Annotated in this window: 12 protein-coding genes; 8 read left to right on the top strand and 4 right to left on the bottom strand. The window is 34.7% G+C overall.

Going from position 1 to position 16870, the window contains the following annotated elements:
• Window positions 1–6: 6 nt before the first annotated feature.
• Complete coding sequence (gene dnaX / locus EV697_RS05585; RefSeq protein ID WP_132023521.1) at window positions 7–2046, top strand: DNA polymerase III subunit gamma/tau; 2040 nt, start codon at window positions 7–9, stop codon at window positions 2044–2046.
• A gap of 136 nt (window positions 2047–2182) precedes the next feature.
• On the opposite strand, the gene ykgO is transcribed toward dnaX, so the two are convergent.
• Window positions 2183–2323, bottom strand: a complete 141-nt coding sequence (gene ykgO / locus EV697_RS05580) for a type B 50S ribosomal protein L36 (protein WP_132023519.1) — start codon at window positions 2321–2323, stop codon at window positions 2183–2185.
• Between the two features lie 10 nt (window positions 2324–2333).
• Window positions 2334–2600, bottom strand: a complete 267-nt coding sequence (locus EV697_RS05575; RefSeq protein WP_132023517.1) for a type B 50S ribosomal protein L31 — start codon at window positions 2598–2600, stop codon at window positions 2334–2336.
• 167 nt (window positions 2601–2767) lie between these two features.
• On the opposite strand from EV697_RS05575, the gene EV697_RS05570 reads away from it, so the two are divergent.
• From EV697_RS05570 to glyA, 5 genes are all read left to right on the top strand, one after another.
• Window positions 2768–4498 carry a protein-disulfide reductase DsbD gene (locus tag EV697_RS05570; RefSeq protein WP_165906474.1) on the top strand — a complete coding sequence of 577 codons (1731 nt, stop codon included), beginning with the start codon at window positions 2768–2770 and terminating at the stop codon, window positions 4496–4498.
• Window positions 4499–4627: 129 nt separating this feature from the next.
• Window positions 4628–6229 (top strand): bifunctional phosphoribosylaminoimidazolecarboxamide formyltransferase/IMP cyclohydrolase, encoded by a 1602-nt coding sequence (gene purH, locus EV697_RS05565; RefSeq protein ID WP_132023513.1) that lies wholly within the window; start codon window positions 4628–4630, stop codon window positions 6227–6229.
• 55 nt (window positions 6230–6284) lie between these two features.
• On the top strand, window positions 6285–7862 hold the full coding sequence (locus tag EV697_RS05560; protein ID WP_132023511.1) for a phosphoethanolamine transferase: 1578 nt from the start codon (window positions 6285–6287) through the stop codon (window positions 7860–7862).
• Window positions 7863–7887: 25 nt separating this feature from the next.
• On the top strand, window positions 7888–9177 hold the full coding sequence (gene purD, locus EV697_RS05555; RefSeq protein WP_132023510.1) for a phosphoribosylamine--glycine ligase: 1290 nt from the start codon (window positions 7888–7890) through the stop codon (window positions 9175–9177).
• 96 nt (window positions 9178–9273) lie between these two features.
• A complete protein-coding gene (glyA, locus tag EV697_RS05550) occupies window positions 9274–10533 on the top strand; it encodes a serine hydroxymethyltransferase (protein WP_132023508.1) in 1260 nt (419 codons plus the stop codon).
• A 120-nt stretch (window positions 10534–10653) separates the two neighbouring features.
• Here the strand turns inward: glyA and fabB are convergent, their stop codons facing one another.
• Window positions 10654–11874 (bottom strand): beta-ketoacyl-ACP synthase I, encoded by a 1221-nt coding sequence (gene fabB / locus EV697_RS05545; protein WP_132023506.1) that lies wholly within the window; start codon window positions 11872–11874, stop codon window positions 10654–10656.
• A 150-nt stretch (window positions 11875–12024) separates the two neighbouring features.
• Here fabB and mnmC point away from each other — a divergent pair, with 150 nt between their 5' ends.
• On the top strand, window positions 12025–14052 hold the full coding sequence (mnmC, locus tag EV697_RS05540; protein ID WP_132023504.1) for a bifunctional tRNA (5-methylaminomethyl-2-thiouridine)(34)-methyltransferase MnmC2/FAD-dependent 5-carboxymethylaminomethyl-2-thiouridine(34) oxidoreductase MnmC1: 2028 nt from the start codon (window positions 12025–12027) through the stop codon (window positions 14050–14052).
• 58 nt (window positions 14053–14110) lie between these two features.
• On the opposite strand, the gene EV697_RS05535 is transcribed toward mnmC, so the two are convergent.
• Window positions 14111–15424, bottom strand: coding sequence for an NCS2 family permease (locus tag EV697_RS05535; protein ID WP_132023502.1), 1314 nt, complete (start codon window positions 15422–15424; stop codon window positions 14111–14113).
• Window positions 15425–15575: 151 nt separating this feature from the next.
• On the opposite strand from EV697_RS05535, the gene EV697_RS05530 reads away from it, so the two are divergent.
• Window positions 15576–16847: an AmpG family muropeptide MFS transporter gene (locus EV697_RS05530; protein ID WP_132023500.1), complete on the top strand. Its 1272-nt coding sequence runs from the start codon at window positions 15576–15578 to the stop codon at window positions 16845–16847.
• Window positions 16848–16870: the final 23 nt, after the last annotated feature.

Below are 16870 nucleotides of genomic sequence, written 5' to 3'. Positions count from 1 at the left end.
TAGGGAATGAGTTATCAAGTCTTAGCAAGAAAATGGCGACCTAAAACTTTCAATGATGTTGTTGGACAACGTCATGTTTTAACTGCACTTTCTAACAGTTTAAGAGAAAATAGATTACATCATTCCTATTTGTTTTCTGGCACTCGTGGGGTTGGAAAAACATCTATTGCTCGTTTGTTTGCTAAAGGGCTTAATTGTATCAATGGCGTAACAGCAGAACCTTGTGGGCATTGTGAACATTGTAAAGCTATTGAAGAGGGGCGATTTATTGATTTGATCGAAATTGACGCCGCTTCAAGAACTAAAGTTGAAGATACAAGAGAATTGCTTGATAACGTCCAATATAAGCCAGTTCAAGGTCGTTATAAAGTTTATCTTATTGATGAAGTTCATATGCTTTCACGCCATTCATTTAATGCATTATTGAAGACCTTAGAAGAACCACCAGAATATGTAAAATTTTTGCTAGCAACAACAGATCCGCATAAGTTACCTATTACTATTCTTTCTCGTTGTATGCAATTTCACTTAAAAGCTTTAGAATCAACGCAAATAAAATCACATTTAATGAATGTATTAAATGCAGAAGAAATACCTTTTGAAGAAGTGGCTATTGAAAAATTAGCAAAAGCAGCACAAGGAAGTATACGCGATAGTTTAAGTTTAACTGATCAAGCTATTGCGATAAGTAATGGTAATGTAACTTTCCCTATTGTTCAGGATATGCTCGGATTATTAGATGACTCTCAAGCCATTGATATTTTGTATGCAATACAATTAGGCGATGGTGAGGGCTTGATCAGAAATATTCAATCTGTAGCAGAAAAAAGTGGGGGCTGGTACGAGTTATTGGATGAAATCGCTGAAACATTACATAAAATAGCGATGTTACAGTTACTACCTACGAGTTCAGAGATTATAGATTCCGCATTGACAATTTTAGCAAAGCAGATTTCTCCTGAAGATATTCAATTTTTGTATCAAGTTATTATTACCGGTAAAAAAGAATTAACTTTTTCTCCTAATCCTCGGATTGGTGTTGAAATGATTTTGCTACGTGCGTTAGCATTTCATCCTAAAGCTATTGGCACGAATATTGATGAGGTTTCTTTAAGTTCAAAAAATGAATCTGAAGTATTGGTTTCACCGAGTAATACATTAGCATTATCTTCTTCTGAAACTAACCAACATCATTCTTTTGATAAACCAAAAGAAGAGGGGATTCATTCTCAGTTAACAAAAAATCTTTCTGTAAACGATTCTGTATCTACTCAAGAGAAAAGTTTATTGAATAGCTCACCAGCATTTAGTGCTTTGGAAGCATTAGAACAGTTAGATGTAGTGGCTATTCAAAAAAAAAACACTGAGCAACCTAAGCTAGAAGTTACAAATAGTTTTTCATTTGTAGAAAAAAATCAGTTACTCCCTACTCATCATAATCTAGTGGAGGAAAAGCTAAATAAGCTCCAATCCACTTTACAAGATGATTTATCTGATAAAGACGTAGGGGAAGATTTAAATGAACTGGCTATAACAGATGATTATCATTGGGAATATTCAGATTTGGGTAGAACAGAAGAGAAAATTATTAGCTCATCTGATATTAGGAAAAAAGTCTTAGAAGATACAAGTCCAGAGTTAGAAAATAGAATTACAGATCTAGTTATAACACAAGATGAATGGACTAAGCTCATTGAAAACCTTGATATTATCGGATTGACTAAGGAACTTGCTAGTAACTGTATTTTTATTGAGCAGATTGATGGTAGTATAAGATTAGGTTTACGGAGAGAGTATTCTCATTTAAAACAGCGATATTCTTCTCATTTACAAAAGGCACTTTCTGATTTTTATGATCAAGATATTAAGTTGATAATTGAAGAAAATATCATTGATAAGGGACTTACTCCGAATGAATATAGAAAACGTGTATATCAATCTTTTATGGAGCAAGCACAAAAAGATTTACAATCTGATGAGAACTTGAAATTACTACAAAAAGAATTTAACGCACAATTAGAATTATCGACAGTAAGACCAATATAACATAATAGTTTGTAAATAAAGTTGTTTGTTAAATAAGTGCGGTAACTTAAATGATATTAAAACAAAGGATAAAAGAACCGCACTTTTTATCAGAAAATTTTATTCAATAGTGAATTAGTACAAATCAAATTATTGATTATCTTTTTTTCTTTCCACCTTGTCTTGCTTTAAAACGAGGGTTTTCTTTACAAATCACATAAACAACGCCGTGCCTTCTAACAACTTTACAACTTGGGTGGCGTGTTTTTGCACTTTTTAATGATGACAATACTTGCATAAAATAATCCTTATTTTAGTTTTAAACTACCAAAGTTACCATAGCGATTGTTGAAATCACTGGCACGCCCTTCGTTAGCAATTTGTTTAGTTTTACCTGTATAGAAAGGATGTGATGCAGATGAAGTATCACACATAAAAACAGGATATTCTTTGCCGTCAGTCCATTTCATTGTATTCGTTGTTCTAGCACAAGATTTAATTAAAAATCCTTGTTTAGCATTACTGTCATAGAATAAAACTGTACGATAATTTTCTGGATGGATACCTTTTTTCATATTCTTCCTTTTCTTATTTAGTTATTAGATTTAAAAGAACGCATACAATACTACAAACGATAATCATTATCAATAGAGTTTTTAATTATAATTTATAGATGATTGAAATGATGGTTGTGTTAGAATTTAAATATTAGTTTAATTTTAAAAAAGTAATTAGTGAGAATATGAAAAAAATTATTTTATTGTTAGTGGTTATTTTAAATAGCCTTTTTGTTAATGCGGGATTATTTGATAAAACATCTCGGTTTTTAAAAGCGGAGGATGCTTTTCAATTCTCTGCTATTCAAGAAGATCAATATGTCAATTTACATTGGCGAATAGCTGATAATTATTATCTTTATAAGAAAGAAATAAAAATAGATACTGAAAATGCACAGTTAGCAACAGTTTCATTTCCGAAAGCTGAGCTACATCAAGATGAGTTTTTTGGTGAAACAGAGGTCTATCGTCAAGCGTTAATATTAAATATTCCTTTAGTTAAAGCAAATGAAAATGCGAAATTAATGGTGAGTTATCAAGGTTGTACAGAAGGTTTTTGCTATCCGCCTGTTGTTCAAGAGATTCCTTTAACTGAAATTATGACGAATATAAAAACAGATGAAAAAACAACCGCACTTGATAATAGCAACAATCAAAATCAGCTCAGTCAGTTATTATTTAAAAGTAAATTTGCTGTTTTTTGGTTTTTCTTATTAGGGCTTGGATTGGCTTTCACTCCTTGTGTATTACCTATGCTTCCTTTATTGTCCGCATTGGTTATTGGCGGTAATCAACGACCTAGCACTTTAAAAGCATTGTTATTAAGTTTTACTTATGTACAAGGTATGGCGTTAACTTATACTCTTTTAGGTCTAGTTGTAGCGGCGATTGGCTTACCATTTCAAGTCGCTTTACAAAGCCCACCTGTATTAATTAGTTTATCCATTGTTTTTGTTTTATTAGCGCTTTCGATGTTTGGGTTATTTACCTTGCAGCTTCCGAGCGGATTGCAAACTAAACTGACCGCTCTAAGTAGCAAGCAAAAGAGCGGTGCTTTTTTTGGGGTTTTTGTTATGGGAATGGTCGCTGGTTTAGTGGCATCACCTTGTACTTCAGCACCACTTTCAGGGGCATTACTTTATGTGGCACAAACAGGCGATTTATTTATAGGGGCGGTAACTTTATACCTTCTAGCGTTAGGAATGGGTATTCCTTTGATTTTAATTACTGTTTTTGGAAATAAAGTTTTACCTAAATCAGGTATGTGGATGGAAAAGGTTAAAGTTACTTTTGGCTTTGTTATGCTAGCATTACCTATTTTCTTAGTTTCTCGCTTAATACCTGAAATTTGGGAAAATGCTTTGTGGTCTTTACTTGGTGTTACTTTCTGTTTGTGGTTTGCTTACCAAATTAACTCAGAAAAATGGGGTTTATTACTGAAAATAGGGTTATTAGTTATCGCATTAATTATTGTGAAGCCATTGCAAGATTTAGTTTGGCACAGTGATCGGTCGATTTCATCAGAAAGTGCGGTACAAAATTCTTCAGTTTTATCATCTCATTTTCAGCTCGTTTCCAGCTATGCCGAATTACAGGAAAAATTAATGGCTAATCCTAAATCTGTGGCAATGTTAGATTTATATGCTGACTGGTGCGTAGCTTGTAAAGAGTTTGAGAAATATACCTTTGCTGATACTAAGGTATCAGAGGCTTTTAAATCAATACTACTTTTACAAGTAGATATGACGAAAAATAGTGATAAAAATAAAGAGTTAACCGAAAAGCTAGGGGTGATTGGTTTGCCGACAATAATCTTTTTTGATCAACAAGGCAATGAAATTCCCCATTCTCGTATCAATGGTTTTATGCCAGCAGATGAATTTTTAAATTGGCTAAAAGAAAAAGTAAATTTATAAGTCTTGTTTAAATTCTCCACATCTATAATGTGGAGAATTGATTTATAGTGTATAAAAGCAACCGTTTGCGTTATAATGTCGCAACTTTCATTCGTCTATTTTTTATCAATTAAGATTAAGGAATTATTAATGCAATCAAATCGTCCTATTCGTCAGGCATTATTAAGTGTTTCTGATAAAGCAGGTATTGTAGAATTTGCACAAGGTTTAGTCAGTCGTGGTGTAAAATTACTTTCTACTGGAGGTACTGCAAAATTATTAGCAGACAGTGGCTTACCTGTAACAGAAGTATCCGATTATACAGGCTTTCCTGAAATGATGGACGGTCGTGTAAAAACACTTCATCCTAAAGTTCACGGTGGTATTTTAGGTCGTCGTGGTACAGATGATGAGATTATGCAACAGCATACTATTGAGCCTATTGATATGGTCGTTGTCAATCTCTATCCATTTGCACAAACTGTAGCAAAAGTGGATTGTACTTTAGAAGATGCCGTTGAAAATATTGATATTGGTGGACCGACAATGGTGCGTTCTGCGGCGAAAAATCATAAAGATGTCGCTATTGTGGTAAATAATGCTGATTTTGATATGATTTTGGCTGAAATGGATCAACATCAAAATAGCTTAACTCTAGAAACTCGTTTTGATTTAGCGATTAAAGCTTTTGAACATACTGCACAATATGACAGTATGATTGCAAATTATTTTGGTCAGTTAGTTAAACCTTATTTTACCGCAGAAGAGGAAGATAAACAGGCTAAATGTGGTCAATTCCCTCGTACATTAAATCTTAATTTTATTCGTAAACAACAAATGCGTTACGGTGAAAATAGCCATCAAAATGCAGCATTTTATGTAGAAAAAAATATTAAAGAAGCCTCTGTTTCTACTGCAAAACAATTACAAGGAAAAGCACTTTCTTATAATAATATCGCTGATACGGATGCAGCTTTAGAATGCGTGAAAAGTTTTGATGAACCTGCTTGTGTTATTGTAAAACACGCAAATCCTTGTGGCGTAGCGATTGGTAAAGATATTTTAGAAGCCTATAACCGTGCTTATCAAACTGATCCTACTTCAGCATTTGGGGGGATCATTGCCTTTAATCACCAATTAAATGCAGAAACGGCACAAGCAATTATTGATCGTCAGTTTGTCGAAGTGATTATCGCACCAAGCATTGCAGAAGAAGCACAAGAACTATTAAAAGCGAAGAAAAATGTACGAGTGCTTGTTTGTGGAGAATGGGATAAACCGCAACAACGCTTAGACTTCAAACGAGTTAATGGTGGGTTATTAGTTCAAGAATGTGATTTAGGTATGGTTGGTTTAGAAGATCTTGAAGTGGTCAGCAAACGCAAACCGACAGAAAAAGAATTACAAGATCTATTATTCTGCTGGAAAGTAGCGAAATTTGTAAAATCAAATGCGATTGTTTATGCAAAAGATAATCAAACTATTGGTATCGGAGCAGGACAAATGAGCCGTGTTTATTCAGCGAAGATAGCGGGCATTAAAGCACAAGATGAAGGATTAAAAGTAGAAGGTTGTGTGATGGCATCTGATGCGTTTTTCCCATTCCGTGATGGTATTGATGCCGCAGCAAGCGTTGGTATTGAATGTGTTATTCATCCAGGTGGTTCAATGCGTGATCAAGAAGTGATTGATGCTGCTGATGAACACAATATGGTAATGGTATTAACAAAAATGCGTCATTTTAGACATTAATATAAAATGAAAAAGTGCGGTAAAATTATACCGCACTTTAATTTTGAGTATTTTTATGAAAAAACATTTACTGATTTTATTTTGTTATAGTTTATTTTTCTCTGCTAGCGAAATTCTTTACAGATATATTTGGAATTTACCAAAAGTTTCTAGCATTGCTGAAACTTTTATAGTTATTTTTGTTTTTGTTAGTTTATTTTATTTTGCTAAATATAAAATAACTCAAGGTTTTATTGCACTATTTTTTGTGGTTTCCACCATAGGTAACAATTTACATTATGCTATTTTCCAAAGTTGGATGAGTAGTGTTAATTATTTCTTATTTTTTAAAGAATTTTCTGAAGTCGCTAATGCAGGTACGCCAATATTAGCTGAGAATTTTGCTGTACTCTGTTGGGGTATTATTGAATTTTTAGTTTTTTTATCTCTGCTTACTTTTAAGAGAAAAAAATCTATATTTGCAGATATAGTATTTATATTAGGTATAGGATATGTATTTATTCGCTCTTATACGACAACATCGCATGAGCGTTTTCTTTCACCAAACACTTATTACTCTAGAATAAAATCAAACTATCTTTCTTTTGGGTATTTTGTAGGAAATTTATTACCTAAATATATTTTTCAAACGAGTAATATTCCTATGTATAGACAGACTGCTCCTCAAATAATAGCAAAACCTACTATAAAAAATATTATTCTTATTATGGGAGAAAGTGTTAGTGCTAAACATATTGCAAAATTTGGGTATGAGAGAGAAACAACACCTTTTTTGACGGAATCTTCCTTAAACAATAATGCGATTTTTAAGCAAGCTTATGCTAGTGGTGTGTTTACTTCTTTATCTTTACCTATGTTTTTTAATGCTATTCCTACACCAAATGGTATGGAGCAAATTTCTAAAGGTACGACTAATCTTTTTAAATTAGCTAAACTGCAAGGATATAAAACAAGATTTTATTCTGCGCAACCTGAGCGAGAAATGGTAATGATGAATTTTTTAGGAAAGGCTTGGATGGATGAAGTGATTTTTCCTACTGATTTGGGTTTTTCAGATAAAGATGCTATTCCTGATGATACTCTATTGCCTTTATTTGAAAAATTAGAGCTAAATTCTGATCCGTCTTTTATTGTTTTACATCATAGAGGATCTCATCAACCTTATGGGAAATATTTACAAGAAAATGAAAAATTCTTTAAGGGTAGCTCTGCATTAGATAATTACGATAGTACTATTGTCAAAATGGATGAATTTGTTAAAAAGGTTGTAGGATTTTTAGAAAAAAGAAACACTAATGACTGGCTTGTTATTTATACTTCTGATCATGGGCAAAATGTTCAAAAAGAATTTTATAATCAAGGTACATTAGATGAAGATAATTATTTGGTTCCTTTATATATTTATTCTAAGGATGCTAAATTTCAGCAAAAAATATCTCAAATTTTTAGTCAGTGTGAAATTACACCTCATTATAAACTTTCAACATTTTTAATGAGTACATTAGGATACGATACACCTATAAGCGACTGTACGACAGGCTCTATTCTTTCAGGTGTGCTGAGTGGTGATTCTGGTTATTTGCAATTAGTTCCTCAAGGCGGAATGAAGTTAATTTATCCAAATAGAAAATAGTTTATTTTAATAGAAAGGAAAATTTATGAATATTTTAATTATTGGTAATGGTGGGCGTGAGCACGCATTAGCATGGAAAGCAGCACAATCACCGCTTGCAGATAAAGTGTTTGTTGCACCAGGTAATGCAGGTACTATTACAGAAAGTGCGGTACAAAATGTGGATATTTCTGTAACAGATGTCCCCGCTTTAGTGAAATTTGCTAAAGATCATGATATTGGATTAACGATTGTTGGTCCTGAAGCACCATTAGTTATTGGTGTTGTAGATGCCTTTGAAAAAGAAGGATTGACTATTTTCGGACCTCGTCAAGCAGCGGCACAATTAGAAGGCTCTAAAGCATTTACTAAGGATTTCCTTGCTCGTCATAATATTCCTACTGCAGAATATCAAAATTTTACTGAAATAGAACCAGCTTTAGCTTATGTGAGAGAAAAAGGGGCGCCTATTGTTATTAAAGCAGATGGACTTGCCGCAGGTAAAGGCGTTATCGTTGCGATGACAATAGCAGAAGCAGAAAATGCAATTAAAGATATGTTAGCGGGAAATGCTTTTGGTGAAGCTGGGCATCGCGTGGTTGTAGAAGAATTTTTAGATGGTGAAGAAGCTAGTTTTATTGTGATGGTTGATGGTAAAAATGTCGAACCAATGGCAACCAGTCAAGATCATAAACGAGTGGGTGAACAAGACAAAGGCTTGAATACAGGTGGAATGGGAGCTTATTCTCCAGCACCAGTCGTAACTCCTGATATTCACCAACGCATTATGGATGAAGTGATTTACCCGACTGTTCAAGGTATGGCTTCTGAAGATAATCCTTATAAAGGTTTCTTGTATGCTGGTTTAATGATTATGCCAAATGGTCAGCCAAAAGTGATAGAGTTTAACTGCCGTTTTGGTGATCCTGAAACGCAACCAATTATGATGCGTATGAAATCTGATTTAGTAGAACTATGCTTAAAGGCTTGTGAAGGTAAATTGGATCAAGTTAAATCTGAATGGGATTCAAAAGCAGCATTAGGCATTGTGTTAGCCGCTGAAGGTTATCCTGATGATTATCGTAAAGCTGATGAGATCACTGGGTTGCCAACAGAGGAGGTTGCTGATGAAAAAGTATTTTTAGCTGGTGTAGCTGAGAAAAATGGAAAATTAGTAACTAATGGTGGACGAGTATTATGTGCTACTGCTTTAGGAAATTCTGTTTTTGAAGCACAACAAAAAGCATTAAAATTAGCTGAACAAATTCAATGGACTGGTCGTTTTTACCGTCGAGATATTGGTTATCGAGCAGTAGCAAGAGAGTTAGTTAAATAATTAGCTAACTCGAAAATGGTAAGATATTTTAATTAAAAATTATGTTATAACAGGATAAAATACAGGTTTATTTCTATCACTAATGAGGAAAACACAATGTTAAAAAGATCGATGAATATTGCAGATTATGATCCAGTATTATGGCAAGCTATTCAAGACGAAAATCGCCGTCAAGAAGAGCATATCGAATTAATCGCTTCTGAAAACTATGCAAGTCCAAGAGTAATGCAAGCTCAAGGATCACAGTTTACTAACAAATATGCGGAGGGATATCCGGGTAAGCGTTATTATGGCGGCTGTGAATATGCTGATATCGTTGAGCAATTAGCGATTGATCGTGCGAAAGAATTATTTGGCGCAGATTATGCAAATGTGCAACCACATTCTGGCTCACAAGCAAATGCAGCGGTATATATGGCATTGTTAAATCCAGGTGATACTATTTTGGGAATGAGCCTTGCTCATGGTGGGCATTTAACTCATGGCGCTTCTGTGAGTTTTTCAGGAAAAATTTATCATGCAGAACAATATGGTATTACTGCTGAAGGTGTGATTGATTATGAGGCATTACGTAAGCAAGCACTTGAAGTAAAACCAAAAATGATCGTTGGTGGTTTCTCAGCTTATTCTCAAGTAGTTGATTGGGCTAAAATGCGCGAAATCGCAGATGAAGTAGGTGCTTATTTATTTGTAGATATGGCCCACGTTGCAGGATTGATTGCGGCTGGTGTGTATCCAAGTCCAATGCCTTATGCTCATGTTGTAACAACAACAACTCACAAAACATTAGCTGGTCCTCGTGGTGGTTTAATCCTTGCCAATGGTGATGAAGAACTTTATAAAAAGTTAAATAGTGCAGTATTCCCAGCTGGTCAAGGTGGTCCATTGGTTCACGTTATTGCAGCAAAAGCCGTTTGTTTTAAAGAAGCACTAGAGCCAGAGTTTAAAACTTACCAAGCAAACGTTGTAAAAAATGCAAAAGCAATGGTTGAAATATTTAAACAACGTGGTTATAAAATAGTGTCCAATGGTACTGAAAATCATTTATTCCTAGTTGATTTAATTAGCCATAATATTACAGGTAAAGCAGCGGATGCCGCTCTTGGTCGTGCAAATATTACTGTAAATAAAAATTCTGTGCCAAATGATCCACAAAAACCATTTGTTACTTCAGGTATCCGTGTTGGTACGCCATCAGTTACTCGTCGTGGTTTTAATGAGCAAGATGTGGCGACATTAGCTGGTTGGATGTGTGATGTATTAGACAGTATTGGTACTGAAAATGAAGACAAAGTGATAGAAAGTACAAAAGTAAAAGTATTAGAAATCTGTAAACGTCTTCCTGTTTATGCATAATTGACTTTATACCATTGAGAGTAGCAATTATTGTTACTCTCTTTTATTGGAATTATGTAAATGAAAAAGCCTATTAAATTTTTAAATTAATAGGCTTTATTTTTTAGACGAAAAGTTTAATTATTTACTATAACGTCTGAAAACTAATGCGGCGTTAGTGCCACCAAAGCCGAAGCTGTTTGACATAACTGTATTTAATCCCGCATTTTCTCTGGTTTCTGTTACTACATTCATTCCTTCAGCTTTTTCATCAAGAGTTTCAATGTTAATACTTGGTGCGATAAAATCATTATCTAGCATAAGTAATGAGTAAATGGCTTCGTGAGCACCAGCGGCCCCTAAAGAATGGCCCGTCATTGATTTTGTTGATGAGATAGCGGGTATATTATCTCCAAATACTGCTCGAATGGCTTCTAATTCTTTTACATCACCAACTGGTGTAGAAGTACCATGAACGTTAATATAATCAATTGGTGTATCAACAGTAGCAAGAGCTTGTTTCATACAGCGTTGTGCACCTTCACCACTTGGAGCCACCATATCATAACCATCTGATGTTGCACCATAGCCAACGATTTCTGCATAGATTTTTGCTCCACGAGCTAAAGCGTGTTCTAATTCTTCAACTACAACGATTGCACCACCGCCCGCAATAACAAAACCATCACGATTTGCATCATAAGCACGAGATGCTTTTTCAGGGGTATCATTATATTTTGTGGACACAGCACCCATTGCGTCAAACTCAGCAGCACATTCCCAAGAAAGTTCTTCAGCACCACCGGCAAAAACAACATCTTGTTTACCTAATTGAATTAATTCTACAGCATGTCCAATACAATGTGCTGATGTAGCACAAGCTGAACTGATACTATAATTTACACCACGAATTTTATAAGGCGTGGCTAAACAAGCTGACACACTGGAAGCCATTGTTTTGGTTACAGCATAAGGACCTGCCGCTTTTACGCCTCTTGGTCCACGAATAGCATCGCAAGCAACTACTTGGCTATGAGCTGAACCTGTTCCTGCGCCAACAACAAGTCCTGTACGATCATTTGAAACTTGGTCTTCTGCTAAGCCAGAATCTTCAATGGCTTCTTTCATTGCGAGATAAGCATAAGCGGCACTATCGCCCATAAAACGATATACTTTGCGATCAATATGTTCGGCGGGGTTTAATTTTATAGTACCTGCAATTTGGCTACGCATACCGATCTCAACGAAACTAGGGACAATTTCAATACCTGATTTACCTGTTTTTAATGAAGATAACACTTCTTCTTTATTGTTACCTATACTTGATATGACACCAAAGCCAGTAATCACCGCTCTTTTCATTGATTATTCCTTATGAGTTTTGAAATTAATTGGTCGTTAAATTACTACGAAACGAAAATATTGCAAGTATTTATTAGAAGGTTCGACCAATACCAAATTTTGGGCTATCATTATAACAAAGTTAATCCTTTCAACAAATATCTAAATACTATGTTAAATATTACTTCAGCAAAAGTTTATTTTAATCAAGAAAATACACCAGTATCAGAAGCGTTTGATGATATTTATTTTTCTAATACAGATGGTTTACAGGAAACACAATATGTTTTTATCGAAGGTAATCATCTTTGGAAACGTTGGACTGAATTTCAAGCTAGTCATTTTGTGATTGCTGAAACAGGATTTGGAACAGGATTAAATTTTTTTGCTACTATTCAGTTATTTCGTCAATTTAGAAAAGAATACCCTAATTCACCATTAAAACGTTTGTTTTTTCTTTCTTTTGAAAAATATCCGTTAGCTTTAGCACAACTAAAACAAGCACATTTAGCGTATCCAGAATTTTCATCAATAGCAAGCCAGCTGCAAGAAAATTGGCTTGATCCTATTGTGGGTTGCTATCGTATTCATTTTGAAGAAACAACATTGGATCTTTGGTTTGGCGATGTAGCAGATAATCTACCGCAATTAGGGGATTATATGCAAAATAAAATTGATGTTTGGTTCTTAGATGGCTTTGCACCGAGCAAAAATCCTGAAATGTGGAATGATAAACTATACGAATATGTTTATCGTTATACAAAACAACAAGGTTCATTTGCAACATTCACGGCGGCAAGTGCTGTCAGAAAAGGACTTGAATCTGTCGGTTTTACAGTAACTAAACGAAAAGGCTACGGTAAAAAAAGAGAATGTTTGCAAGGGATTAAGTTACAGGAACAACCTTTAGATATTAAAACACCTTGGTATCTACCACAATCTGCTAAATTAACGAAACAAGCTGATATTGCGATTATTGGCGGAGGGATTGCTTCCTTATTTACTGCTATTTCTTTAGTTAATCGTGGAGCAAAAGTAACAATTTACTGTGAAGATGAACAGCCCGCCTTGAATGCTTCAGGCAATAAACAAGGGGCATTTTATCCTCAATTAAGTGATGATGATGAAAAAAATATTCGTTTTTATGTACACGCTTTTGCCTATGGACTACAACAATTACATTGGGCGATTAAACAAGGTATCCAGTTTGACCATAAATTTTGTGGTGTAGCTTTGTGTGCTTATGACGAAAGAAGTGCGAAAAAATTACAAAAAATAGCTGACTATCATTGGAGTTCAAGTTTATACCAAGAATTAAATAAACAAGGGCTTAGCGATGTAGTGGGTTTGCCTTTACCTTGTGGTGGGGGTTTTATTCCTAATGGTGCTTGGTTAGCTCCACGTCAATTTGTACAAAATGCCTTTAGCTATTTAGAAAAGTGCGGTGTAATTTTAAAAACTTTTCAAAATATTACCGCACTTTCACAAGATGAAAATGATCAATGGTATCTGACTAATGCAAAAGGAGAGCTATTTGCTCATCAGATTGTTGTATTAGCAAATGGACATAAATTAAAGGATTTTGCACAAACCAACCAGCTTCCTTTATGCTCGGTTCGTGGTCAAGTGAGCCATATTCCCACATCGGAAACATTACAAAAACTGAAAACAGTTGTTTGTTATGATGGCTATTTAACACCTGTCGATATAGATAAAAACACACATTGTATCGGAGCAAGCCATATTAGAGATAATGATACTCGAGAATTTAGTTTACAAGAGCAACAAGAAAATCAACAAAAAATACAAAAAAATTTAACTGGGGTAGATTGGGTCAATGAAATTGATACTTCAGAAAATCAAGCAAGAATGGGTATTCGTTGTACCGTTAGAGATCGTATTCCAATGGTTGGTAATGTTCCAAATTTTAATGAGCAAGTTGTTGATTATAAAAATATTTTTAATTTACGTCGTCGTAAACAAACCATAAGAAATGCAAGTCATTTTACTAACCTTTATTTAACTGGTGCATTAGGCTCTCGTGGTTTAACTTCTGCACCATTGCTAGGCGAAGTTTTAGCTTCATTAATTTATAATGAACCTTTGCCTTTAAGTGAAGATATTATCCATAGTTTAAGTGCGAATCGCAGTTGGATAAGGAAATTATTGAAAGGAACTGTAGTAAAGCCCGTTGAATAAGGTAAAAATAAAGGTTTAGTTGTAAAAACTAAACCTTTATTTTAGAAGAGATAAGCGATTAAATTGCCCAGCCACCAATATAGAAAGCAACTAATGCAACCGCAATTAATACTGTTCCAATATTTAATTTTTTCGCTTCGCCGCTAACAACACGACCGATAACTAATGTAGCAAAGCCAAGCATTATACCTGTAACGATATTAGCCGTTAAGACAATAAATACGGCGCAAATTAAGCCACTCATTGCACCTACAAAGTCGTTAAAGTCTAATTTACTCACATTACTTAGCATTAATAAACCAACATACATTAATGCGGGAGCCGTTGCATAACTCGGTACTAGGGTTGCTAATGGTTGGAAAAATAGCATAAATAAAAATAATATTCCTACCACTATTGCGGTAATCCCTGTTTTACCACCTGCGGCAGTGCCTGCTGCCGATTCAATATAAACAGCCGCTGGAGCTGTACCTAGTATTCCAGAAAAAATACTGCTCATTGAATCAGAAGAAAGCGCTTTACCACCGTTAATAATTTGCCCATCTTTATCTAATAAATTAGCTTGCCCGGCAACCGCTCGAATAGTTCCCGTTGCGTCAAAGATTGCAGTCATTACCAAGGCAAAAACAACAGGTAAAATAGCTGGTTGTAATGCACCCATAATATCTAATTCTAAGAATAAAGATTGTTCACCAAAGGTAGGCATTTTAAAAATTTCACCAGAGAAGGTGACCTTCGGATCAAAAATTAAACCAATAATCGTAATTGCTATAATTACCCATAAAATTCCGCCTTTGATTTGCATTTTTTCTAAACCAATAATAAAGGCTAAACCGATTAAGGACATTAGGACAGGGAATGAAGCGAAATCACCAAGTTTTACAGGTAGTCCTGCTTGGTTGCCTACTATGATACCGACACCATGAGCGGCAATTAATAGTAAGAATAGACCGATACCAATTCCTGCTCCATGTGCAATACTGGCAGGTAAATTGCGTAAAATCCAAGAACGAATACCCGTTGCAGAAATTAAGGTAAATACAACCCCCATCAAGAAAACTGCACCGAGTGCTACTGGAATACTGACTTGTTGTCCAAGCACTAAGCTAAATGCAGTAAATGCGGTTAATGAAATAGCACAACCAATAGCCATTGGGGCATTTGCCCACAATCCGATAAGAATAGAACCAATTCCTGATACTAAGCAAGTAGCAATAAAGACACTTTCTGGCGGAAATCCTGCTGCACTTAACATATTAGGTACAACGATAACAGAATAAACCATTGCTAAAAAGGTGGTTAGCCCTGCAATAATTTCTTGTTTAATATTTGAATTACGTTTTGTAATTTCGAAAAGATTTTCTAAAGACATAATAGACCTTATATATGATAGGAAAAACGGCGTTATTCTACCTGATTTCTGTTAATAGTAAACGTTTGCTTAAGCAATTTTAACTTAACCTAATGTAAAAAAAGTTCTATACTCTCATCATCTGTTTTATGAAAATAAGTGACGGTGCTTTATGGAACAAAAAACATCGCTATATCAACAAATTTTTAGTCGAAATATGCTGATTTGTATATTTACAGGATTCAGCTCAGGTTTACCACTTTATATTATTGTATCTTTATTGCCACTTTGGTTACGTAAAGAATCTGTAGATTTAAAAACCTTAGGATATTTTACGTTGGTTACTTTACCTTTTACTTGGAAATTTTTGTGGTCTCCATTATTAGACCGATTTATTCCACCTTTTTTAGGCAGACGACGTGGTTGGATGCTGATCACCCAATTATTACTTATTGTTTCACTCGCTTCTTTTGGTTTTTTAGATCCAAAAAGTGAATTCGGGTTGACGATTATCGCTGGTATTGCCACATTAACCTCATTTTTCTCTGCTAGCCAAGACATTGTTTTAGATGCTTATCGTCGAGAAATTTTGTCAGATAATGAATTAGGTTTAGGAAACTCGATTCACGTTAATGCTTATCGTGTTGCTGGACTGATACCAGGATCGTTATCATTAATTTTAGCAGATCATCTCCCTTGGAAAACTGTCTTTATTATTACCGCACTTTTTATGTTGCCGGGGATTTTAATGACTTTGTTTTTAAGTAAAGAACCGCCTATTGATTTAAGTAAACATCGAACTTTAAAAGAAAATGTGGTAGAGCCTTTTAAAGAGTTTTTTGGACGAAAAGGAGCTTGGTCGGCAATCGGTATTTTAGCTTTTATTTTCCTTTATAAATTAGGGGATAGTATGGCAACGGCACTGATTTCTCCGTTTTATCTTGATATGGGATTTAGTACCACACAAATTGGTTTAGTTGCCAAAAATGCTTCCTTATGGCCTATGTTAGTGGCAAGCATATTGGGTGGCATTATTATGTTAAAAATAGGGATTAATCGTGCATTATGGCTATTTGGTGTGGTACAAATGGTAACTATTTTAGGATTTGCTTGGTTAGCACACCTTGGTCCTTTTACTGAAGTCGATATTTTTGAATTATTTGCACTAGGGATTGTGGTTGCTGGAGAATATGTGGGGGTTGGTTTAGGTACCGCCGCTTTTGTTGCATTTATGGCAAGGGAAACTAATCCACTTTATACCGCAACACAATTAGCCTTATTTACGAGTCTATCTGCTTTGCCAAGAGCAACAGTGAATAGTCAGGCTGGCGTATTGATAAAATCTTTTGGTTATTATGATTATTTTTGGTTCTGTTTCTTTCTTGCAATTCCGGGTATGTTATGTTTATTTTGGATTGCCCCTTGGAATGAGAAAAAACAGTAGAAAAGAGATGTAAATCATTTATA

Source organism: Bisgaardia hudsonensis (genome assembly GCF_004345785.1).
Taxonomy (GTDB): domain Bacteria; phylum Pseudomonadota; class Gammaproteobacteria; order Enterobacterales; family Pasteurellaceae; genus Bisgaardia; species Bisgaardia hudsonensis.
This window is presented reverse-complemented; position numbering and strand designations above follow the sequence as displayed.